At 60.0% G+C, this 25,424-nt stretch carries 1 protein-coding gene; it reads right to left on the reverse strand.

Going from position 1 to position 25,424, the window contains the following annotated elements; translation table 11 throughout:
* Window positions 1–63 precede the first annotated feature (63 nt).
* The gene (locus tag HNQ65_RS13015) at window positions 64–25,083 is read right to left on the reverse strand and encodes a beta strand repeat-containing protein (protein ID WP_221306153.1); all 25,020 of its coding nucleotides are present in this window, start codon (window positions 25,081–25,083) and stop codon (window positions 64–66) included.
* Window positions 25,084–25,424 lie beyond the last annotated feature (341 nt).

Below are 25,424 nucleotides of genomic sequence, written 5' to 3' on the forward strand. Positions count from 1 at the left end.
CGAGTCTGCCAAACCCGTGGGAGCACACACATCAAGCACCTGACCTCCAGGTGAAAAGCACCATCAATCCTCTGCCATGCGACGGCGGCGGCGCATGCAGAGGCCGAACAGGCCAAGCATGAGCAGAAGCAGGCGGGCCGGTTCAGGCACCACCACGATGATGCCGTTGCTGGCAAAAAGCTGGGAATTAAATGCCAGTCCGCCCCCGAGGACCACACCGGTGTAGTCAAAGCTGGTGGCACCGGAGGCGCTGCTGAGGCTGGCCCAGTCAAGCAGGTTAAACACATCCCCATAGACGGGTGTGTAGCCATTCAGGAAGGTGGAGTCGATCTTGACCGTGCCATCGATCACCGGCGCATTGGCTCCGTTGATAACGATGTGGTCATGCAGACTCGTGCTGGCGCTTTCCCAGGTGGCGATGATGGAGGGGCTGAGAGTATCCAGAGAGCTTTCATTGCCCTGGATGGAAGCAGCATCATTGAGTGATGCACCACCCAGTTGCATGAGCAGGGTACCGCCGCTGTTGATGGTGAGGTTCCCACCCACAGTGAGCAATCCTTCAACTGCAACACCCGGTGCCAATGTGCCTCCGCTGTTGATGTTCAGATTTCCGCCCACCACTCCCGTGCCACCCAGCGTGCCTGCATTGACGTTGATGGCCCCGGAGTTGGTGTTGATGGCGTTCAGCAGCAGCGTACCCGCGCCTGTTTTGCTGATGTCTCCAGCACCGGTGATGACGCTGCTGACGGTCGTGGTGGTGCTGGCCGCCGTCTCGAATGTGGCACCGCTTGCGCCCGCGGTGATGCCGCGGTTGCTGGAGATGCTGACGTCAGCTGTGGTCTGCAGCGTTCCCCCGTTAATGGAGAGCTGATCCGCCACCACAGAAGCCGGAGCTGCACCAAGGTTGTTGTCTGCCGAGATGCTGAGCGTGCCGGCATTTACCGCCGTCTTTCCAGCGTAAGTGTTGGCCCCTGAGAAGACCACAGTACCTGCGCCGGTTTTCGTCACACCATCCGTGTCAGCAGTTCCGGAGATGACGGCGCTGACGGTGAGCTCCTGCGTGGTGCCCGTGCTGTCGCCCACATTAAAGGTGCGGGTGGCACCACCGAGATTCACCTTGCCGGAGAGAGACGCGGCACCGGGATTGCTGGTGGCATCATAGGTCACGTTGCCAAGCAGGGTCAGGGTGCCCGCACCTGTCTGCACCACACCCAGGCTGCCAGCGGCACCTGCATACGTCAGGGAGGCGATGGCGTCGTTGTTGCCATTGAGATCCAGCGTCACGGTGCTGGAGGCAGTGGTGGAAGCCACGGTGACCGCTGTGGTGTCCGGAATCACATTGCTGGCCGCCGTGGTGATGCCGCCCGCATTGATGGTAGTGCTGCCGCTGTAGCTATTGGGTCCGCCCAAAGTGAGGGTGCCCGTGCCCACCTTGACGAGGTTGAGGGTGGAGCCCACGTTGTTGGTGATGGCACCACCGAAAGCGGTGCTGGTGGAATCGCCTATAATGAGTGTCACGGTGCCGCTGGTGGCGGAGGTGGTGATCAGGCCACCCGTGGTGCTGCTGCTGCCGGAGAGAGAGGCAAAGGTGACCGTGCTGCCGCCGCCATTGATGTCCAGTGTGGCACCAGCAAGCACAGACACAGCGGAGAGTATCGGAATGGCGTTGGTGGCTCCATATTTCAGCAGACCGCCGCTTACGATTGTGGCTCCCGTATAGTCATTGCCAGCACCGGAGAGCACCAGAGTGCCATCGCCAGCCTTGGTCAGACCAGACCCTGCACCGCTGGTGAGCTTGCCGCTGAGGGTGGCCGTCACCTGCGGACTGGAGACGGTGATGGTACGTGCTGCCGTGCCGAGATTCACCGTGCCGCTGAGGGTCAGGTTGTGCGTGCTGGCGGTACCACCAAAGGTGAAGCCTCCATTCACCGTCACAGCGTTTCCAATGACGCGCGCCGCAGTGCCAGCCTGGATGGTGGTGCCATCCGCAATCGTCAGCGTGCCCGTGCCAAGCGGACCGCTGGTGATGGCGGGAGGTGTGCCTGTGGTGGCGGCGTCGAGGATGAGAGTACCCGCATTCAGATTGAATCCGGTGGTCCAGTTGCTGCTGCCACTGTTGAGCACCAGGGAGCCGGAGCCCGTCTTGGAGATGGCTCCGGTCATGCCCGCATTCTGGGTGATGGCGGCGCTGATGATGAGTCCCATCGGAGACAGGCCGGAGACATTGATCACCGGATTGGCATTGCTGAATTCCAAGGACGCAAACTGCGTGCCGGATGTGTAGGTGCCGCTAATCGTGGGCGTGGTGCCCAGGTTGTCATTCACCACTGTGATGGCATTGGCTGCACTCAGGACAACCCTGGCGGTGGTGCCAGCTCCAGGAGCACCCAGTGCAAGCAGAGGCGTGGTGGTGCCGCCCATGTCATTGAAGACAATGCTGTTGAAGGTGTTGGTGCCGCTGGCCGTGTAATTCGGGAAGGTCAGCGTGGCGCCGCCATTGAGCGTGATGACATTTGAAGAGTCAATCAGGCCATAGACTGTGGTGCTGCCACCGCTGAAGTTCACCGCTGCGTTGTTGATGGTAAGACCGCCCGCCGGGATCACGGTGCCAGCCGTGGTGGCTGTGATGGATGTGGTGGCGCTGTTGATGATAGTGCCGCCTGTGTAGCTCTGATTCGGGTTTGGTAGAACGAATGTACCGCCATTGGCCGTGGCCAGTACCAGGGTGACTGGATTTCCATTATCAACCACACGTGCATTGAGCGTGAGCGCAGCCTGATTGTTGTAGAGATACAGGGTCTGCGAGGCCGTGCCTGTAGTGACACGTCCGGAATCAAGCGTGCCACCAAGGGAGAAGTTGGCATTGCCGGTTTTCAGGAAGCCGCCGCTGGTGAGCGTGAGCAGATCCGTGGCAGTGGTCCAGGTCAGCGGGGTGGCTGACTGGGTGCTGTTGATCACCAGCGAGTTGACGGTGTAGGCGGCGCTGATGTTGAAATTGATGCTGTTGGTCGTGGTGACGTACTTAACGTTGTTGGTCGCACCAGCACCGCTCAGGTTGGTCGTGGCGGTGATGGTGCTGTTGGTGTTGTAGTTGGCAAAGCCTGCACCCGTGTCTCCCAGCACCCCCACACCCAGCCCACCAGCGGCAGCCTGTGTGGGCAGGTAGGTCAGGTAGTCTGTGCCTTGGTAGATGGCCCAGCCGCCGATGATGCTGTTGATCAGGGTCGGAGCGGTGGTGAAAACCATCGTCGGTCCCTGGCCCCCTTCCACGCTCAGCGGGCTGCGGCCGATCTGGAAGCTGCCATTGACGACGTAGAAGATGGAGCTGTTCAGCTGCGTCAGGCTTGGGGAGGTGATGTTGAAACCGCCGCCGCGTTCCGGCGTGGCAAAGTTGAAGATATTGACACCGGCGTTCAGAGTGATTGTGCCAAAGGTGTTGTTGATCTCCCCTTCCTGACGCGGGAGGATGGAGATGGTGCCCCCGGTCAGCGTGATGGGCGCCGAGCCAAAGCGGTTCAGCACCGAAGAGATGCCGGTGTCATTCCACGTGAGGGTGGAATAATTGACATTGATGGCCGAGGTGTTCTGGATGGAGGCGCTGTCCTGGAGCTGCAGAGTACCGGCCCGCACCGTGGTGGATCCCGTGTAGGTGGCCGCACTGGTGAGCGTCCATGTGGCATTGCCAGTCTTGTCCACATTGAAGTTGTTGCCGCCAGTGCCGCCGAGGACGCCTGCAAAGGTGGTGCTGCCGGTCTGGGCAGTGAACAGCGTGGCCGTGGTGGCGCTGGTGTTCACGATGGAGCCGCCTGAGTTAGGCAGGAGGTTGTTGTTCGTGACCGTGATCTGCCGCACGGCCTGGTTGTAGCCGTTGAGGTCAAAGGTGCCCGCATTGACCACGAGATCTGCCAGCGTGGCAACGGTGGCCGTGGGTGCGACGAGCAGCGTGTTTGCGCCGGCATTGAGCTTCAGTGTGCCGGCATTCACGAAAGTAGCTCCGGTATTGTAGCTGTAGCCGCTGAGTGTCAGCATGCCGTCGTCTGCTTTGACAATGCCGCCGCTGCCCAGGATGGAGCTGCTGATGGCAAGGTCTCCAAGAGTGTGCAGGATCAGCAGTGAGCCGCCTGCGGTGAGCGCGCCATTGCTGATGCCCACATTGCCAACGTTTGCCACGAGTGCTCCGCTGGTGATGGTCAGTGTGTTGAGCGTGCCAGCAATGCCGTAGTCAAGGCCCAGCGGGCTGCTGGTGCCATTCATGAGGTTGCCATTGGAAATCAGCCCGCCGCCACTGTCCAGCGTGAGGCTGTTGACCGTTGTGGCCTGATAGAGCTGTGTCAAAGCCCCGGTCCTGACGTTGGCCGTGGCAGGCACACTAAAGTTAAAGCGACCCACCGCCGAGCTGGTGGCCGAGCTGCCAAAGGTGAGTGTGTTAGTTCCCAGGGCATTGACAAGACTGTTGGCGGTGATGCCATTGACCGCCGCCACCAGGCTCTGCCCCGTGACAAGACCGGTGATGTCTGAGAATTGAACCACGTTGCTGCCATTGCTGGTGACACCTGCCACCACCGCCCCGAGACCGCTGCCCGTGCTAGGAAGCGTCTGGTACTCAGCCGCAGTCAGCAGACGGATTCCGGTGCTGGTCACGCTCGTGACGAGGCCGCCGGTCGTGTTTGTGCTGTCGATGCCGATAAGATCCGGACGGATGCTCATGGTGACCGTGCCTGGGCCGCCACCGCCACCAGTCAGATTGGCAGCTGCAGGCACAATATTCACCGATCCAGCCCCAATCGGACCGCCAAGAATCGCTGAACCTGCATTGATGACCCCCGTGCCACGGTTGCCCGTGTTGGACACGCTAAGTGCGGAGATGTTGATGACCGTGCGGTTCGAGCTGCCAGTCAGATTCCACTGGCTCTGGCCTTCAAGGAATGTCACGGTGCCCAGGCTTTCTGAGACATTCGATGCACTGCTGCCGATGTAATTAAGCACGCCACCGCGCATACTCAGCGTGCGGCCACCACTGATGCCCGTGGCTCCACCGAGACGGTCATTGAGCACATTGACACTGTTGTCGAGCGTGAGAGTGCCGCCTTCATCCAGCAGCACGGCGCTGAATCCGGACTTGGCAGTGACACCGCTCAGAATGACGCTGCCCGCGTTGATGGCCAGATTGCCGATGAGCTGAGTGCTGTTGTCCGCCGTGAGCGTCCAGCTGCCAGAGCCGGCCTTGGTGACGTTCAGCAGTCCGCTGGTGAAGTCGCTCGTGAATATGCCGTCAAATGCGGCATTCGTATTGTCAAAGCCCAGGACGAGCGTCCCTCCCGAGTTGGGGCTGAAGTTGCGGATCGTACCTGAACCAGTGACAGACCCGACGGCGAGGTTGGTCTGGCCGCGCATGTCCAGCGTAGCGCCGGATTCCACGGTGATGGCCATGCGTGTGTAGGAGGTTGTTCCTGTCAGCACCAAGGTGCCCGTGATGACGTCCACATTGACGAGGGTGTTGGGATTGCCCTGCCCGCCGATCGCCAGCACGCCAGCACCAAGCTTCTGAAGATTGGTGGTGCCCCCCACGAAATTCGTGTTCAGAGCCAGACCGATCTGGCTGTTGCCGCTGACCACGCTGGCTGCCACCGTGTCAACCGTGATAGTGTGGGTGCCGGTCATGTTCACATTCCCGGTGAGCAAAGGAATGACTCCGAGCTGCTGCAGGTTGCTGGCAGAAATATTGCCCGTCAGCGTGAGCACGCCTGTGCCAGTCTCCACGCGGGCTCCTTCATTGCCATTGCTGCCGCCATCGCTGGTGAAAACGAGATTGGCCACGGTGTCATTGTAGCCGTTCAGTGCCCACATGCCGCCACCGTTGACGGTCACAGTGGCACTGTCTGCGATCTGATCGCTGAACCCGCGATTAATCACACGAGATGCAGTGATCGGGGCGGAGTCTGACAAGGCACCGTTGCTTGTTGTGGTGCCGCCAGAGATGACGAGGTTTCCGGTGATGGCATTGCCGCTGCCTGTGCCGTTGCTAAGATTAAGGATGACACCATTCACATAGGTGGTGCCCACATAGGTATTGGCGTTGCCAAACGTGATTTCTGGCGCCAGATCGGCACGGCCCAGACCCGTGGTGATGAGATCAAAATTGCCGGTGATGACGGAATTGATCTGCAGCAAGTTTTCAGCATTGCTGATGTAGAGCTGCGGTGCGCCTGTGGTGATGACGCCTGGGAGAGCGGTGGTGCCGATGGTCTTGCTGAAGTTTTCAGTACCACCCAGCAGGCCACCCGCAGTCAGCGTCAGTACATCGTTGGCATTCGTAAAGGTCAGGGTGCGTGCCACAGTGAGACCGTTCCAAGTCAGAGTATTGACCGCCGCTCCCCCGGCTGTAACGGCGATGCCAGTGCCGTCTCGCAGCAGCAGATTGTCGTTAGCTGTGGAGGTGGCAAAGCTGCTTGTCTGCATGTAGGAGGCAAGCGGGCGGACGCCTGTGGCCGGATCGTAGGTGGCAAAGGCCGCACCGCTGCTGGGGGTGGAAGTGATGACCGTGGCCCAGGCTCCAATGATGCCATTGGTAAGAGTCGGCGCCGTGGCGAAGGTGATGAACGGATTGTCTCCCAGACCTCCGTTGGCCGTGGAGAAAGTCACCGAGGCGGTGCCCTGACGGATCAGAGAGCCAAAAGACATCGTGGCGGTTCCCACGTTGCTGTTTCCAACGTTGACCTGCACAAAGGACGCATTCGATGCCAGCGTGAGATCGCCAAAGGTGGCCACCGTATTTGCCCCACCGCGTCCGACGTAATACAGCGCACCACCGTTGAGGATGATGTTGCTGGAGTTTGCATTCATCGCATAGCTCGAGGTGGAAAGACGGTTGCTCAGCGCCTGAATGCCGCTGTCATCCCAGCGCAGCACAGCACGATTGATCGTGATGGTGCCGCCGCCGGAGAGCCGTCCCTGATCCTGCAGAGTCGTGACCCCACCCATGAGCAGGGTGCTTCCAGAGTAGTTGCTGTTGTACGTCAAGGTCAGTGTATTGCCGCCACTGCGGACAAAATTCAGATTGTCATTGATGCTTCCGGCAAAGGTAAAGCTGGCAGTCATCAGAGTATGGAAATTGGCAAAGCCAGCAGCCATGTTGGTGATGATGCCACCACCTCCTGGCTGCGTGACAGTGCTGGCCAGAGATCCCACCACCTGGTTATGGCCATTGAGATCGAAGACAGACCCCTGCTGCACCACAAAGTTATCAGCACGCAACGTGGTGGCGGTGGTGGTGGGAGCAGGCGCTTCGGTGAAGCGGAAGAAGAGCGGATTATTCGCAGGGGCTGCAGATCCAATCTGAAGCGTGCCAAGGTTCAGGCGGGTTTCGCCGATGTAGTTGTTCTGGGCATTGAGCATCAGCTGACCGTCTCCACTCTTGGTCAGGCCGCCAGTGGAGGCAGCGCCATACAATCCGCCCAATGGAACGTCCACCTCCAGAATCGTGCCGCTGCCCATGGTGAAGATGGAGAGGTTGTTCGCGGTGGTGGCGGTCAGGGAGCCCGTGCCAGAAATCGTGGCGCTGGCCTTGGCCAGGATACCGCCGCTGTCCACCGTTACGTTTCTCAGGGCGTTGATGGTCAGGCTGCCGCCGCTTTCAAAGGTCAGCGAGTTGACCAGGGTGTTGCTGAAAACAGTGGCATCAGCACCCGAGGTGAGCGCACCGATCAGGCGAATGTTGTTGTTCGCAGTGAAGGTGGTGTCCATTTCCGTGGTGAGATTCAGCGGACGGATACCCGTGGTGGCGTCGTAGGTGGCAAAGGTGGCGTTCGCGCTGGTGCCGTCTCCAGTGGCGGACGGATCTGCAACCACCCAGCTCAGCACGCGGATGTTTTTGCTGCCGTTCGTGCTGCTGCTCTGGCCGGTAAAGGTCGGTGCCGTAGCCAGCATGATGTTGGTGTTGTTCGCGGCCGGTGCGGCAGATCCCAAATTGGTGCCACGGATAAACACAGTGCCATTGGACACACGCGTCAGCGTTCCAGAGCCCGTGGTGCTGGCACGCACATTGGCGCCGTTGTTCACGAGCGTGATGATGTTGTAGAGGTTGTTGATGGAGATCGATTGATCAGTGGCCAGTGTTTCATTCACCGCCGTGGTGGAATTGCCGTCGATTTCCAGCAGGCCGCCGGTCAGCGCCACAGGACGCCCGCCCAGACGGGTGCTGCTGGCGGTGGTGGTGTTGTCCAAGATCAGCTGGCTGCCCATCACTCCGGAGCTGTAGCCGCTGCCGTTGATGGTGACGGTTCCGGCATCACCCAGACGTCCATTGCCACGCACAATGACAGTGCCTTGATTCACATTGGTGGCATCAAAGGTGTTGCCGCCGTTGGTGATGATGAGCTTGGCGGTGCCGACCTTGGTAAGGGTGAAATTCCCGCTGATCACGCCATCCACCTGGATGTCCCCTTCGGTCACACCGCTCAGCGGATTGAATCCGCTTGAGCCGATGCTTGCATTCGCAGCCAGTGTCACGGCACCGGAGAGGGTGGCGGCGGTGGTTGAGGTATTGATGAGAGACCCCAGGCTGTTGACGGCCAGGCCGAAATTGGTCAACCCCGTGCCGGAAACGGTAAGCGGTTCCGCGATGGAGAAACCATTGAGATCCAGCACAGCTCCACTGGCCACTGTCGTTCCTGCAGTGGTGGCACCGAGGGCATTGGCATTGCCCACTTTGAGCGTGCCGTAATTCACCGCAATGGCTCCAAGCAGTGTCGTGGAGTTGTCCGCGGTGAGGGTCAGCGTATTGCCGCTGATCTTGGTCAACGGATTGGACGCGCTGGCTGTGATCGCGCCACTCAGCGTGATATCCCCCTGCCCGCCAATCTGCACATTGTTGCTGTTGATGGTGATGGCTCCCACCACGCTGGCAGCATTGGGGCTGCTGTTCCACAGGGCGGCATTTGCGCCACCCAGCATGTTGTTCACGTTGGAACCCGTGGTCAGCGAGGTGCCGGTGCCAGTGGTCGGATTCACCTGACCCGTGCCATTGAGAACGATGGAGCCGGTGACACCCGTGGTGCCATTCAGATCCAGCGTGGCTCCGGTGGCAAAGACAGCGCTCAAAGAGGCATTGGTGGCCGTGGCCGCGTCTGAAATCTCCACCGTGGTGCCATTCACAATGCGTGTGATGAAGGCACCCTGAGGGATGCCAGTGCCGATGACCAGCTCGCCTACACTGCGACCGGCCGTGGTGGACATGGTCACCTGAGTGGAGCCGGAAGTGATTCCAGAAGTGACGGTGGCACTGCTGCTCGCAATGGTGGTGGTGCCGCTGGTCAGAGCATTGGCTCCAGCGACGACAAGCGTGCCCGCCTGGATGGTGAGACCTCCGGAGAAGGCGCTGCTGTTCCCCAAGATAAGGCTGCCGGAGCCCGTCTTGACGAATCCATTTCCACTATCACTGACTCCTCCGATGAGGTAGAGCATGCCGGCTCCGCTGGTGGAATTGAGCCCCACATTGAGAATCGTATTGGAGCCGATGGTGGTGGTGCCTGTGACACCAAACCATCCAGTGCCAATGCTGCCGCCCGTTCCGCTCACAATGCTGAGGATGGAGGGAGTGGCTGCACTGCCATTACCGATCGAAAGTGTGTCGATCGTGGAGTTCAGCACAGAGCCAAGGGTGTCCACGGTGGCCCTGTCACCACCGGCCAGATTCCAGCCGCCGGTGAGCTGAGCCGCAGTGAGATAGCCGTTACCAGAAGTGGCCAGGCTGAGTCCCGCAGAATACAGCCTGGAGGCGGGTATGGCCTGGAAATTGCCCATCGTGGTGTTTGCCCCCTGGTCACTCACCGTATCCGGTCCGGAGTAGAGCACATGGAAACCGCCGGCGTTGGTGGAACCGGAGGCATTTTGCTGCTTGAACACGATGCTGTGATAGCCCGCGCTGAGAAACACCGTGGTGCCGGTGGCAGACTCAGCCGCGCCACCAGTGGCGTTTGAGATGATGGCCTTGCCATCAATGTAAAGGATGGAGCTGTCGTCAGCCGCCGTGCGGAAGGTGTAGCTGCCACCCGTCACGATCTGCAGATAGCCGTTCTGCACGGAGATGCCGCCGTTGAAGTTGGTGCTGGTGACTCCGATGGGATGAACAAAACCGCCCATGTCACCAAGGCCCACCTGGGCAAATGTGCCGGAGGCGCCGGCGCCTGATGCGATGGCAGAATTGATGGCGACCGAGGTGGCAAACTGGTAGTAGCTGGCCGAGAGACCGCCAGACACATAATCTCCCGGAAGTGTGCTGAGCGTGGCTGCCTGCGGCACCACCGGATTCAGCCCCGTAAGGATGCTGCCATTGGCCAGCGGGGTCGTGGTATTGATGGTGGGGATCTCAGGGAAGATGACCGTACCAAGACCAACGTTCACCGGTTTGACCGATCCATAATTGAAGACGTAGATCGTCGTGCCCAGCGCAGGGTTCAGCCGTGCGGCGCCAGCGCCCGTGGTGTTGACATTAAGCAGGCGCAGCTGGTAGCCGTTTGCGCTGCTGACATCCAATGTCTGCCCGCCTGCGATGTTCAGGTTGGCCACTTCCATCACGTTATTGGTGTTGGCACCGTTGTTGCCAATCGTCAGACCAGCTCCGCTGATGGCGCCGGCAAGCGTGATGTCATTGTTGTAGGTGATGACGGTGCCGTTACCACCGCCGTTGTTGAGCAGGCTGAGAAGTGCATTGCTGCTGTTGATCAAGGCGGCACCCCCTGGGATCGGCGAGGCAAAGCCGCCATTCAGGCCCGAGAGCACGAGATTGCCTCCATTGAGGGTAATGCCGCCCTGGAAGGTGTTGTTGTTCCCCAGGGTCAGAGTTCCCTGCCCTGCTTTGATAAGCGCGGAGGTGTTGTCTGTTCCGGAGATGATGCCGTTCATTGTCAGGTTGGTCAGCAACATGTCCACCGTAATAGTGGTGGCACCGCTGGGCAGCGTCGTGGCCCCGTTGAGCGTCAGGCTCTGGTTCCCCTTCATGGAGAAGTTCCCAGCAGTCACATAGTCATTGTTGACGATGTTTGCAGAGGAGGATGAGGTCAGGAAGGTGCCTGCACTGAGGGTCAGCACTCCGGTGCCGAGCGGCCCGCTGGAGAAGATGCTGGCCACACCAGTGACAGAGTCGCGGGAGGTCACATTGGTGCTGGCACCGATGGCGATGCCACCCGCAGTGAGATTGACACCGCCGGTGAAGGTGCTCTGGCCGCTGAGCTGCAGCAGCCCTGTGCCATCCTTGATGATGCCTTCGGAGCCGGTTCCCACCACGTTTCCTGAGACATTGAGATTTGGCAGCAGGTAGTTCAGGCTTTCACCGTTCCACTGCACCGGGTCCACGGTGAAGGTGCGGGTGCTGCCGCCGAGATTGATGCTGCCGGAGCCCGTGGTGCTGATGGTGGCTACGGAGCCCAGGTTCTGCCCGCTGGCCTGCACGTTGCCCCCGAGGATGAGGTTGCCCGTGCCGGTGGTCACTGTGGGGGAATCACCACCGTTGTTGTTGAAGACGAGGCCTCCCACGCGCTGGTTGAACCCATTCAGGTCCAGCGTGGCTCCACCCATAATCGTGACAGTGGCTGTGTTTTTGATCTGGCTGGCAGCCCCAAGCACCACACGGGTGTTGCGGTCGGAGAAGACGCCCGGATTGCTGCTGTAGCCGCCTGCAATTGTTACATCTCCCGTGCCTGTGGCGGTGGTGCTGACTCCGTCCGCGCCCGTGGTGTTGAGCACCACACGGCCGGAATTGACGTAAGTACCCCCCGTGTAGGTGTTCACACCAGTGATAAAAACATCATTCGTGGCCGCAAGAGTGCCGCGGCCGTTGTTGCCATCGATCACCAGCGTCACTGCACCACCAGCGGAGTTGTTCGTGATGTTGGCGGAGAAGGTGACGTCCGCATTACCGGTATTGTCCGCCTGGTTGTTAAGCCAGCTCAGGGCATGCAGGTAGAGGTCCGCCGGACTGGAGGTGGTGCCGGCCGTCAGGTTGCCATTGACGATGCTGATGCTGTTGGCCGAGGCCGTAGTAGCGATGGGGGATGCGATCAGGCCGCCGCTGGCGACCGTCAGAGTCTTGCCGCCCAGGTCCAGGGTGCTGTTGCCAGTGGCACCTGTGTTGGCCTGCAGATTCAGCGTATAGAGCGTGGTGTCTGCCGTGAGCGTCGTCGTGGAGCCTGCCACTGGCAGAAGGATGCGGATGTTGTCTGTAGCCGTGGCAGTAAAGATGCTGTTGGGGGAGTAGCCTGCATAACCGTTGTTGGTCAGACCAGCCAGACCTTCGCTGGGAGTATAGGTGGCAAATTCACGCTCAAACGTGGCCCAGCCGCCGATGATGTTGTTGGTCAGGCCGTCACCGAGGTTGGTGGTGGCCACTCCATTGATGTTGCTGATGAACAGGCGCTGCAGGGCGGAGAGATTGCCGTCGATGTTCAGGAAGCGCACCGTACCGTGCTGCCCTGCCACCTGGATCAGGCTGGCCATGGTAACGTCAGACTGGTTCACACCTGTGCCCGGCTCGGCAAAATCAATGATGCTGCTGGCGTAGCCGATCTTGACTGCGCCGAGCTGCTCCGTGGTGTAGAGCGCCGCACGGCTGCGCCACTGCAGCATGGCACCGTTCAGAGTGATCATGGCCGCGTCATTGATGCGGTCGGTGAGGCTGACTGGCTCGGTGCTGGTGTTGCTGGCAGAGACCAGCAATGTAGAATTGGAGAGCTCGATGGAGGACGTGCCGCTGAGCGCACCTCCGTCAATCAGCTGCGTGCGACCGCCATTGAGCAGCGTGGGACCCGTGTAGGTGTTGTTGCTGTAGAGGTTCCAGTCCGTCGTGGCACCAGCGCTCTGAGAGCGCACCACGGCGATGTTGCTTTCAGCGGGGTTGCTGCTTCCGATGCTGCCGCGGAAGCTCACGTTGCCCGTGGTGATCCCCAGGGTGGCCTGTGAAGCGGAGGTGTTGATCACCACACCACCCGTGTTTACAGCAAAGCCGTCATTGACCGCCAGTGATCCCGTCTGGGCCTGAACAGAATTGAAATTCTGCACGTTGCCGTTGAGGTCAAGATACCCGCCGAGAAGCTGCAGCGCCTGGTTGGGCAGGATGGTCTGGTCTCCGCCGTCCAGCTTGAGGGTGCCGTCATTGAGCGTGACGGTTCCGGTAAAGACATTGCCAGCTGTCAGAGTGAGCTTGCCGCTGCCAGACTTGGTCAGGCCGCCGCTGGTTCCTGCAATGGCCACCCCGATGTTCAGATCACCGGCATTGTAGATGATCAGTTCGCGGTTGGAGAGAGTGGTCAGGTAGCCGTTGCCACTGATGCCACCGTTTCCAGCCAGCGCCAGCAGGCCGCCGCTCTCGATGGTGAAGGCTCGCAGATGACTGTCGATGGAGAGGCTGCCGCCGCTGCTGAGCTGCAGGGAGTTCACCTGCCAGGCATTGAGAATGTTGTAGGTGGTCGCGCCAGAGACGGCGGTTGAGAGGTTCAGGTTTTCAAAGGCATTGAGTGTGACCGGTGCCGTGATACCTGTGACCTGCTCAGACGCACTGAGAAGGCGGAGGCGGTTGGTGCCCGTGTTGGCACCGGAAGCGGCAGAGTCCGCTGTCACAAAGCCCAACGCATCACCAGAGAGGCTGAGATTATTTCCAAAAGCCCAGGGCAGGATTGATTTGTTGGTGGAACCCGTGCCGCCCAGCTGGCCGGTAAACGCGTAGGCGGTGCCACTGCCCTGAATGGTGGCCACATTAGCACCTGCCGCACTGCCAAAGCCATCCGCACGGATGAGCAGCGTGGAGCCCGCATTGCGCGTGACGGCACCCGTGGTGAAGTTCAGCTGCTGTCCGGTGCCGGCATCGAGGGTAAAGACCGTCGCGCCTGCATTGAAGGTCAGAGTGCCGGTGGTGTTTTCCGTGGTGGTGGCGCTGCTGCTGCCCAGCAAGACGAAGTCAGAGCCCTGGAATGACAGCGTGGCATTACCCAGACGGTTGCTCACGTTGGTGCCCGTGTTGTCCAAGGTCAGGGTGGCGGCATCATGCACAATGACGGCGCGTGTCGATCCCTGGCCGGTGCCCAGGGCACCAAAGGTGCCTGCGCCGTTCATGGAAAGCGTGCCCTGCTTCACGATGATATCTCGTCCGGAGAAGGCATTGGCCACCTGAAGATTCAGGGTGCCGGTGCCGTATTTGTTGAGCTGGAAGATGCCCAAGGTTCCAGTGTTGGTGAATCCGTTGGTGGTGATGTTGATGGTGCCTGCACCACCCAGCCCCACCCAGGAGTGGCGGTTGGTGCCCGCCGTGCCCACCTGGGCCAGCACACCGCCGGTGATGTTCAACGTGGAGCCTGCATCGGCCGCCAGGGTCACCGCACGCATCTGATTGTCGGCGGTCGAGGTTGCGATGATGATCTGCCCGGAAACCGTGTTCACACCCGCTGTGCTGCGGATGGCACCTGCTCCATTGATGCCGGCGCTGGTGGCATTGTTGCTGGCGTTGACAAAGATCGAATCCGCCGCGGTGACTCCTCCGGTCAGCTCAAGGGCGGCACCCACATTGCCAAGGACGACGCCGCCCGCAGACGAGGTGATGGTGGGATTGGCGGAGGTGATGTTCTGACTGAGCGTGATCGTCGTTGCCGTGATCGAATTGATGATCGTGTCGGCAGGGATGCCAGCACCAGTGACCAGCTGACCGACCCCGTAGTTGGCCGTGCCGCCGGCGGGCGTGAGCACCGCCTGACCGGAAGCCCCGGTCGTGGCGGTGGATGCCGTGGTGGAAGATGCATTGCCCAGCTGCGCGCCGTTGGAAACTCTCAGGATGCCCTGCTGCACAAACATGACGCCATTCCAGCCCGTCTCAGGCTGGGTGAGCACGAGCGTGCCGAGGTCGTATTTTCTCAAGGCGTTGTTGGCCGAGGCAAAAGTAAAGGCGGTGTTCAGCGTCAGCGTATTGCCCTGCGTGACTTCAAATTCAGCTGCAGCTGAATTGAGGTTGAAGGTGCGCGAGGTGGTGAATGTCCCAGTGGCACGGAAGCCGAAACCGAGATTGTTGGTGCTCAGGCGGACGATGTTGCCAGCATTGCCAAGGGCACCATCGGACGAGGCTGCGATCAAGCCTGCAGTGATGTCGATGATGGAACCGCCACCGCCAAAGGAGTTGCCCGCGTTGCCCAGGGTCAGAACACCTGAACCCGCCTTGGTCAGCACCACAGCAGACGCGCCAGTCGGGCCACCCGTGAGCAGGCCGTTGAGTATCAGCCCGTCAAGCTGCAGTGAAGTGCTGCCATTGGCCACAGTGAACGTGGGTCCCTGATTGGAGGAAACCGTGTTGAAGACGATGTTGTCTGACAGGAGCAGTCCGTAGTTGTTGTTGTTGGTCAAATTGATGCCATTGCCGAGCTGCGAGGAGACCAGGGCCGCAGGTGCGATGATCTTGTTGACCGCCTGCGGGTAATAAAGCTGCGTGCCAGCACGACCGATGGTCAGGGCCAGGGCTGTTCCAGTCACTGCAGGCTCCCAGGTAATGGTGCCCAGATTGATCGTCTGGAAGGAGCCCGTGCCATCCCCGTCATGCAGAATGGAGAAGGCACCGTTGGAAAGTGCCCCGATGTTGATCGGCACCGTGCTGCCAAGGCCGGTCAGGTTCAGTCCTGTGATATTGCCGGTGCCGGTCTTGCTGATCGTGTTGGCTCCCGTTCCGCCGATAGAGGTGATCGTGCCGATGTTCGCGATCGGGCCACCGAGCACCACATTCAGAAACGGTGTCGGAATATTCACCACCAAGCCGGTTGTAGTCTGCGTGGCAAAAGTCAGCGCACCGTTGAGCGTCAGAGTGACCAGGTTCGTGCCGGTGTTGTTAAAGATGGGGGCGTCGGCAAAGCTCATGGCATTGGCCACGGTTCGGCTGTTGTTGTCCGCGAGCAGTGTGGTGCCACTGGCAAAGGAAACAGACCCGATGCCAAGAGGGCCCGAGACCAGACTGTTTGGCACCGTGGAGGTGCTGTTGGCAGAGAGAATCAGGCCGCCGCTTTGCACTGTCATGCCACCGTCAAACGTGTTCTGTCCACTGAGCTGCAGCAGGCCAGTGTCCGTCTTGAGTATGCTGGACCCGGTGCCGGTGATGACTGACGAGATGCTCAGTGAAGAACCGATCTGCGTATAAAGCAGGCCATCCAGGGTCGGCCCCTGAACGCTGAAGGTATTGGCACCGCTGGCCAGCGCCAGGAAGCCACCGCTGATCGTCGGCACCGTGGCCGCATTGCTGTTGAGCACCGTGACTGGAGTCGAAGATGTCAGCGTCAGGATGCTGTTGGTGGGAATGCTGACCGTCGGCGTTCCGGAGCCGCCGTTGTTGTTGAAGGTGATGCTCTTGAGCGTGTTGTTAAAGCCCAGACCACCAGCGAGCGTGAGCGTGGAGCTGCCCACCAGCGTCACATCATTCGCTGCGGCAATCTGCCCGCTGTTGGTCAGCATGGTGACCGCGGCATTATTGATGGTCAGCCCACCAGCCGGGATGACCACTCCATTGCCAATCAGATTCAGTGTTCCCTGATCCACCACGGTGCCACCCGTGTAGGTGTTGCTGGCAGAGAGGTTCAGCACGCCCGTGCCAGACTTGACGAGAGAGACGCTGTTGCCAAAGCCATTGTCTGCAATGACCGAATTGATGATCATGTTGCTTACTCCCACGGTAAAGGTGAGCGCACTGCCAGCCGCTGTCGCAGCCTGGCTGAGGGTCACTTGAGTAGGGCTGTCCACAGACACCACATAGGTGCCGGCAGGGATGCCTGTCCCGGTGAGCGTCATTCCCGGGGCGATGCCCGTGGTGGAGTTCATGGTGACGACGGCAGAACCAGCCGTGGTAGCACCACTGACAAAGGAACCACCCGTGAAGGTCTGGCCGGTGGCCGTCGCTGTCGCAGGGATGCTGACGGTCGCCTGGGTCAAACTGTCCACAGACACAATCGTCGTGCCAGCAGGCAGGCCGGCGTTGGTGATCGTCATTCCAGGCTGCAGACCCACGGTGGAGCTCATGGTGATCACAGCGGAGCCGCTGGTCGTGGCACCACCGCCAAAGGTTGGGTTGCCCGTGGCATTCAGGTACACCACCAGTTCACGCGTTCCGCTGGTCTCTGTGCCGCCCGCAGTGAGTGTGCCACGCACGGCCGAGGTGCCGATGGAGGTGTCGAAAACGTTGTTGCTTCGCAGCAGGCCGCCCAGCTCCAGATTCAGCACGCTGGAGTTGTTGGTAAATGCGATGTTGTTGGTAAAGTTGCCTGCGATGCGCAGCATCCCCGTGGTCGTGGTGCCGGAGAGAGTCGTGGTCAGAGGGGCGGTGGCCAGCGTGCCGATGCCGGTGATGTTTCCGCTGCCGAAATCCGGCGAATAACCAGCAAAACCTCCGTTGCCCACCGTGCCTACGCCATTCGTGGCATTGTAGGCGGCATAGTCGCTCGCATTTGAAATGGCCCAGGCGCCAAGAACTCCATCACCATAGGTGGTCGGCGCCGTCGTGAACACGATTCGCGGCACATTGCCGATGCTTCCCAGCGCGGTGGAGTTCTGGAAGTTCACCGTCGTGCCAGCCGCACGTGTCAGGCTGGCAATCGTCAGATCTATGGATGAGAAGGCGCCAGCCGTGCCGGTGCCGCCGGTCGCAGCCTGGATGGAGTTGGCACCCTGGGCCAGAGTGATGGCTCCCAGTGTTTCTGTGGCCACTGTATTCACGCGGCCGTTCACTTGCAGGGAACCACCCCGCAAGGTGATCGCGATGCCGTCTCCAATACGATCATTGTTCTGCGTCTGCAGGCTGGTGTTGCTGGTGACGACCAAGGTGGCACCATTGATGTCGATGGCGGAGGTGCTTTGCAACGTGGCGTCATTTTCCAACTGCGTGGTGCCGCCCAGCAGCCAGGTGCGGCCAGTGTAAGTCTGTGCCGTTTCCAAAGTCAGCGTGTTGCCACCCACACGTCCGAGGTTGATAGCGCCCGAGATGATGCCGCCGAAGGTGCCGCCACCGTTTGTCACAAAGGTGCTGGCGGTCAGAGAGGTGTTTGTCAGGGTGCCGGCGGTGTTCGGCATCACGCCGCTGCCTGTCAGATTTCCCAGATACTGCGAGCTGCCGTTGAGATCCACCGTGGCACCAATGCCGATGTTGAGGCTGTTCACTGCAGGGAAGATGGCGTTCAGCCCGGCATTCAGTTGCAGAGTGCCTCCCATCACGTTGGTGGTGCTGTTGAAGAAGCTGGTGCTTTCCAGGCTCAGCACACCATCACCCACCTTCGTGATCTGGCCATTGATCACGGTTGAGGTGAGATGCAGAGTTGTGCCGCCCTGCACCTGGATGTAGCCAGACTGCCCGCCCAGATTGAGCTGGGAAACAGCGATCGTATTGTCACCGCCGGTGCTGATGACGGAGCCGGTGCTCAGAGTGAGCACATTATTGGCAGTGCTGGTGATGGAGAGGCCGCTGCCATTGATCTTCATGGCGTTCAACGTGCGCGAGGCCGTGATGTTGGCCGTGCTCGTCACGTTCATCGTGTCCGTGGAGGCGGCGGTGTTCAGGTTGTTGCTGTTGTTGTAGGCGCTGAAGACCACCACGCCATTGGTGCTGTCATAGGCGGCAAAATTGTTGGCCAGGTAGATGCGCGGCAGAATCGCATTGGTGAAGGTGCTGCCCCCCTGCTGATAGGTGGTGATCTTGACCTTGTTCGTGCTGCCCAGCCCGCTGATGCCGCTGAGATCCCAGGAGGAGCCTGAGTTGGCAAAATTGACCGTGGCAAAGGACAGTGTGTTGCTGCCCGCACCTGACATGCTCAGGGTGCCCATGATGTTGTTCACCGTGGCGTTGCCCATCGTTTCCGTGGTGCCGGCGCTGCTGCCCACAAGGTTGAGCGCACCGCCGTTGAAGGTGAACGCACGCCCGGCCACGCGGCCGCTGGCATTGTTGCCGCCGCTGCTGTCCAGCACCAGCGTACCGCCTGCGTTCAACGTAATGCCTGAGGCAGAATTGACGCTGCCGCTGCTACCGCTGATGGTGACCGTGCCACGATTGATCGTCAAGGCACCCGCAAAAGTGTTGGTCCCGGAAAGGTTCAGCGCATTGCCCTGAAACTGCAACGCGGAAGCCGTGGCGGTGCCGCCGTTCACTATGGCGCTGGTGATGTTGGTCGTGCCGGAACCAGCAATGACCATGGTGCGGTTGGTGGCCGCCTCCGCAAGATTGACGCCGCCGGAGAGTGTCAGCACTGCTGTGCCGCTGAGGTCGTTCTGCAGCACACGCGTACCGCCGTTGTTCGTGAGGGCCGCGCCAAACTCAATGCTGTTCGTACCATTGATGACGGCGGGGTCGCCAGCAATCGTCACCGGATTGATCACCTTGTTGGTGCCAGTGAGATCCAAGGTCGATGTGAGGACGCCGCCATTAAGTATAACGGCGTTCGAGGCGGATGTCCCAAGAGCCTTGGCATTTCCTACAACCAGAGTGCCCTGACCGAGCAAGATGCCGCCAGTAAGCGTGGTCGCGGCATTCAGGGTAAATGATGCTGTATTTGCGATGCGGATGTCGAAACGCGTCAGTGACGTGGACACAAGGGTGTTGTCCTTGATGTCACCATTCCACACCGTCGAGCCATTGCCTCGGACGTTGAATGTGCGGGTGGCATTAGCCCCGTTTTGGAAGTTGAGGAAGTTGCCGTTGATGGTCAGCACTGCGCCGCTGTCGAGATTGTTGCTGAAGGTCTGGTCATTGCCTCCCGAATTTTTGATCACATCGTTATTGATCGTGATGGAATTGGAGCCGCTGAAAACGGCCGAGGAGTTGTTGTTAAGGACTACGGGCTGAGAAAGCGTCAAGCCCCCAGGATCAGTGGCAAAGATGCCGCCATTGGACATCAGAAGACCACCAAACACAAGCTGCGCCCCGGCAGGAATAGTGCGGGATGCGGAAATGGTGAAGGTTGTTGCACTGGTAATGCTGGTGATGACGTCACCATAAGCGATGCCGGTGCCATTGACGTTCATGCCCACGACCAGCCCCGCGGTAGTACCGCTGGAAAGCGTGATGGTGCCGGAGTTGCTCACGGCGGCGGATACCAGGCCGGCAGAGACGCCGATGCCGTTCGCGCCCAGAGAATCAGAGGTCCCAATGCCCAGCAGGCCGCCGTCCGCACGGGTGCCGCCCGTATAGGTATTCGCTGCATTCAAAATCCAGACACCTCCATCCGCCTTGAGCAGACGCAGCGAGCCCACACCTCCAAAGGGGGTGGTCAGCCCCGCACCATTGTCTGCGAGCACCGACGTAATCATGTTGCCATCAGTGTTCGTACCGCGGATTTCCAGAGTCTTGTCCCCTCCCGTGGTCACCACGGATGTGGCGGTCGTATTCACCACATTGGTGAGGATGATCGGACCGCTGCCGCTGGAATCAATGCGCCGGGTGCCGGTCGTGCCGATCAGATCGATCTCACGTGTCGTCGTCTCACCTGCCCCCACATACATCAGACTGACGGTGGTGTTGGTGCCCGGGTTACCCAGTTGCAGCGCGCCGCCTGAGACGTTGGTGCCAAAGCTGGAGGAGGTGGCACCCGCAGCACCGATGGATGTCGCAAAGACTGCTTCCTGACGAATGACGGTCTTGCCGCTGTAGGTATTGGCATCTCCCAGGATGAGGCTGCCGGAGCCCGTTTTCCCCAGGCCGCCAGTGCCGCCGATCACTCCTGAGACGGTGGCGAAGTCGAGGTTGGTGCTGCCATTGTCATCCACCTGGATCTGGCGGAATTCACCCGCCAGCACTGATGCTGTAATGCTCGTTCCAGATGCCGTTGCATTCTGGCTGATGGTAAAGGTGCTCGTTCCGGTGATGGCGCTGATGAAGGAGCCCGCTGGAATATTAGTGCCTGTCACCGTCTGTCCCACAGTCAGTCCTGTGGTGTTTCCCGTGGTGACAGTGATGGCATTGCTGCCGTTTGTGGTCGTCACGGTCAGCGAGGCAGCACTGCCAGCAGGGGCCAGGTTGAAATTCCCTTTGATCTCCACATCGGCGATCGAGGTGGCATTGTTCAGGATAAGCGCACCTGCCCCCAGGAAGCCCGCGGTCGAGCCCCAGGTAGGTGTGCCCAGCCCGCTAAAGTCCACGGTCAGCTTGGACGAGCCAGAGGAGAAGCCCCCGTTGGCCGTGGCCGCAAACTGGAACTGCCCGGCTCCGCTGCCGAGAGCACGGTTAAAGGTCCCGGAGGTCTGATACACACCACCATTGAGCAAGAGATTGCTGCTGCCGGAGAGCCCGAAACCATCCACCGCCTGTAGCGCACCGCCGTTGATCGAGGTCGTCCCAGAGTAGGTGTTGGCCGTGGCGGGATTGAGAATCCACAGGCCGGAGTTGGTCTTGGTCAGGGAGAGCGCCCCTCCACCATTCGGATTGTTGATGAGATGGATGTCGATCTCATTGTCCCCCTGGGAGTCACCATCCAGCGTCAGCGTGCGGGCCCCTGTGCCGCTGAAAGCCAGATCTGCTGTGTTGTTGAAGATCAATGTGGCGTTGTTGTTCGCACGCGAAGCCGAAAGGTTTCCATAGCTGCCGTAGGATGCGATTGTGCCATTCCCTGCCAGGGTGAAAAGACGATTGATGCTTACCGAAGGCGACTGCGTGGCCGTGACCGCACCGCCGGAGTTGGTGCCCACATAGCGCAGAGCTCCACCGTTGAGGACAAGGCTGGCGGCGTTGGTCGCATCACTGGTGGCATCCCCCATGCCGATGCCGCTGGCCACACCGATGTCAGCGATGTTGGGAATGTCGAGGTTGCCTCCCAGAATCGTCACGGATCCCTTGAAGGTGCTAGCGCCTGTAAGACTGACCGTTCCGCTTCCAGCCTTCACGAGAGAAACCGTCGCCGAGGCACCATCTTGAATCAGGCCGGTGAAAACGCCGCCGGAGTTGTTGTTGCCAAAGCGCAGGGCGGCCGTTCCGCTCGCGGCACTGTTGGTGATGATGCCCGCTCCATTGAGCGCATTCACCGAGTTGTTGCCAGAGGCCACGGTTCCCACGTTCACTCCATTGAGGTCAAAGGTGGCCCCCTGCCGGATGGTCAGGTTGATGTTGGTGGCCCCCAGCAGACCAGAGCCAGCCATCTGCAAAGTACCTTCGTTGACGGTGACGGTGCCTGTTTCAGCATTCGCACCGCTCAGCACCAGAGTGCCCTGGCCATTTTTGGTCAGACCGCCGGTCGTCGTGGATGTAATCGGTGCAGAAATCAGCAGCGAATCCGTCAGGCCATCCACACGCACCACCAGATCCTGGTTGCCGTTGGTCGTTACGCCAGTGCCGCTGATCGTGCCTGCACCGCCCGTCTGCAAAATGCCCCCGGAGGTGTTGCTGCCTACATTGATGGTTAGAAGCCCGGTCTGCGATACGGTCTGGCTGCCCAGAATCTTCAGGGAACTGATCGTCAGCGCCCCGGTGCTGGTGTTGGCGGTGACGAGGTTGTGGCTGGTGGCCGTGAGACCAGCGCCCGCGATCACAAAGCCCGCATCCGTGCCATACACGGGTGCCACCAGCACCCCGCCGTTAGAGCGCGCAAAATCAGACCCGTTGAAATAGATATGCCCATTGCCCGGCAGCGTCGTGGCGGTGCTAGTCGCGACACCAGTCAGTGTCACCGTGCCGTTGCCAATGACATTCAGGCCCGTGCCGATGGAAGGTGTGGCCAGAGAAGAAAAGATCAGCCCGGTGGCACCACCACCAGCGGTGATTTTGATGGTCCCGGCACCCGCCGTCATGGTCAGAGCACCCAGAGTTTCTGTGATGGCCCCGCCACTGAAGCCAAGGTATTCAAAGGTGCCACCCGCCACCTGGTTGGTGTTCAGCGGGTCGGCATTGAAAACAAGCGCAGACGCATTGTTGATTACATCCGAGCCATTGCCGCTGCCTGCGGTCGCTTTGATCTGCAGGGTGCCTCCTGCAACTGTGACGCTGCCTGTAAAGCCGGTCACGGCCCCAAATGTCAGCGCCGTGCTGGATGTCACAGCCGTGGTGATCGTGTTGTTGATGGTGATGGTGCTGCCGCTGATCGCCGTGATGATGGATCCAGAAGGAATGTTGGTGCCTGAAACCGTCTGTCCCACCACCAGACCCGTCGTGCTGGAAACCGTGAAGGTGTTGCTTTGGGCCGCTCCACCACCAGTCGTCGTCACACCAGTTGCTGGCGTGGTCACAAAGTTGCTGGCAGCAGGATCATAGAGCCAGGTACCGGAGCCGATCTTGACCAGTGAGGTTTTGTTGGTCGTGGTATTGTCCTGAATGACGCCCTGGATTTCATTTTGCAGGGTGCTGGTGCCACCGAGGTAGAAGTTTTTGCTTCCTCCACCCGTGGCCGCGATGTTGTTGGCAATCACCAGCGCTGTGGGTGCCGAGCCCGACTGGTTGGCCAGAATGATGCCCGAGCCGGTCGTGCCAGTCAGGTTGACCGCCTTGGTCACGATTTCACCAGCCCCGGTGCCGGAAGCCCCCAGGTAGCTGAGAGCGCCGCTGTTAAGCTGCAGGGCGCCGCTGGCACCACTGTTGATGGCTCCGAATGAATTGATCGCCACGGTCCCGGCGTTGACATTGAAGCTGCCAAGGAAATTGCTCGCCGTCCCCCTGATGGTCAGCGTTCCGATGCCCGCCTTGGTCACCGCATGTGCGGCTCCTGAGGCCGTGAGATTACCTGTAAGCACCGTGTCTCCATTTCCCTGGATGGTCAGAGTGCGTGCCGTGGTGTCTGTCTGGTTCCAAAGGCTGGAGGTGGCCAGCGTGAGCAGGCCGTTGGAGTTGTTTTCAATGAGGGCGTTGTTGGCACCGCCCTGCCCCATGATGCCCGTGGCGGAGTTGTTCAGCCCCAGCAGGGTCACGTTAAATCCATCTCGTCCAGTAATGCGGAAGTTGGTGTTGGTGCCAGTGGCGCGTGTTTCCCCGAAGGTCACGGTTTTGTTGATTGCGCTGCCATCGCTGGCACGGCTGACAAAGATGCCCGTGTTCGTATTGTCACGGTTGAAGATCTTTCTCGTCGAGAAGTCCGCATTGCCCACGCCAGGAGTGTCCGTGCGCACTTCCAGGATGCCGTTGTTGAGGTCCACAGCCTGGGTGCTGGTGTTGTTGCCCAGAGCTGTGTTGGTGGACACACGCACGGTGCCGGAATCAATGCGGACGGACTCGCCAAAATTGTTGTTCGCATTCTGCAGCCAGAGCGTCGTACCATAGACATTGCCCGATTTGGCAAAACGGTCGTTGGCCACTTCATACCCTGTCACCGGGCCGGAGATGATGAAGTTGCCATTGCCAAGCAGGGTCTGCGTGGTGCCGTTGCCCAGCTGCACGCTGCCTGAAATCGTCGTGACACCATAAGCTGAGATAATATTCCCCTGCGATCCTGTGCCGCCGAGCACGACGTTTCCAGAGATCGTGTTGTTGCCCACGCTGATCAGCGCGCCGCCGTTGTTCACTGCGCCTGGACCACGTCCGGCGAGGCTGATGTCGCGGCTGAGTGTCATGCCAGCCAGGCCTCCTTGCAGCACCAAGCTGCCGCCGCTGAAGCCCGGATTCCCCGTATTGGCCAGACCATTGACAGAAATCACCTTGGTGCCCGCACCAAGCTGAGCCTGGTCAGTAATGACAACAGCACCACCGTTGATGACCACATCTCCCGTGAAGGTATTGGCAGCTCCCAGCTTCAGCGTGCCATTGCCGGTTTTTGTCAGTCCGGATGTACCCGCGATGACGGAATCAATCTCAGCGCGCTTCTGCGGGGCCACGTAGATGACCGGAGAAGGATTCAGTCCAGCCACTGAGCTCAGCGTCAGCACATCACCGGTGATGACAAAACCATCCGAGCCGAAAACAAGCCCCCCTGCCGTTTGCGGTCCGCTTAATGTCACAACGCCTGGCGGGCTGAAAAATGCGGCCACATCACCATTTGTCCACGTAACGGCATCAAGCAGACTGCTGGTGGTGGACCACTGCGCTGTCGTCTGATCCCAGGGGCCGTCGTATCCCTGATAGTAGAGCGTGGCACCTTGTGCCTGCATGGCCCAGAGAGGAAGAATCACTGCCATTGCGGTGGCGACAGGACGCTTAAAACGACGACGCAATGTGTCCAAGAGCACGCTGGATTTCTTCATCGGTTGGTTGAGTGTATGGGGGCTGCGGGAGGCGGTTGGAGCGCGATCAATGCAGGGCGGGAAATCTGCAATTAATTGGCTGAAGTGATCTTCATCTTGTCCTAACCCCCTCATTCAGAGCCATTGCCGAATGGCTTGTTGTTGTGTAAACAGGACCCGAACCCGGACTGGCTCGAAACTTTAATTCGAATAAAGAAATAACTGTAGCGCCTCTGCACCGATGACTTGTCATGCCATGGCTCGCAACTTCAGCGGGGCTTTGGAACTCAGCATAC

Source organism: Prosthecobacter vanneervenii (genome assembly GCF_014203095.1).
GTDB classification, from domain to species: Bacteria; Verrucomicrobiota; Verrucomicrobiia; order Verrucomicrobiales; family Verrucomicrobiaceae; genus Prosthecobacter; species Prosthecobacter vanneervenii.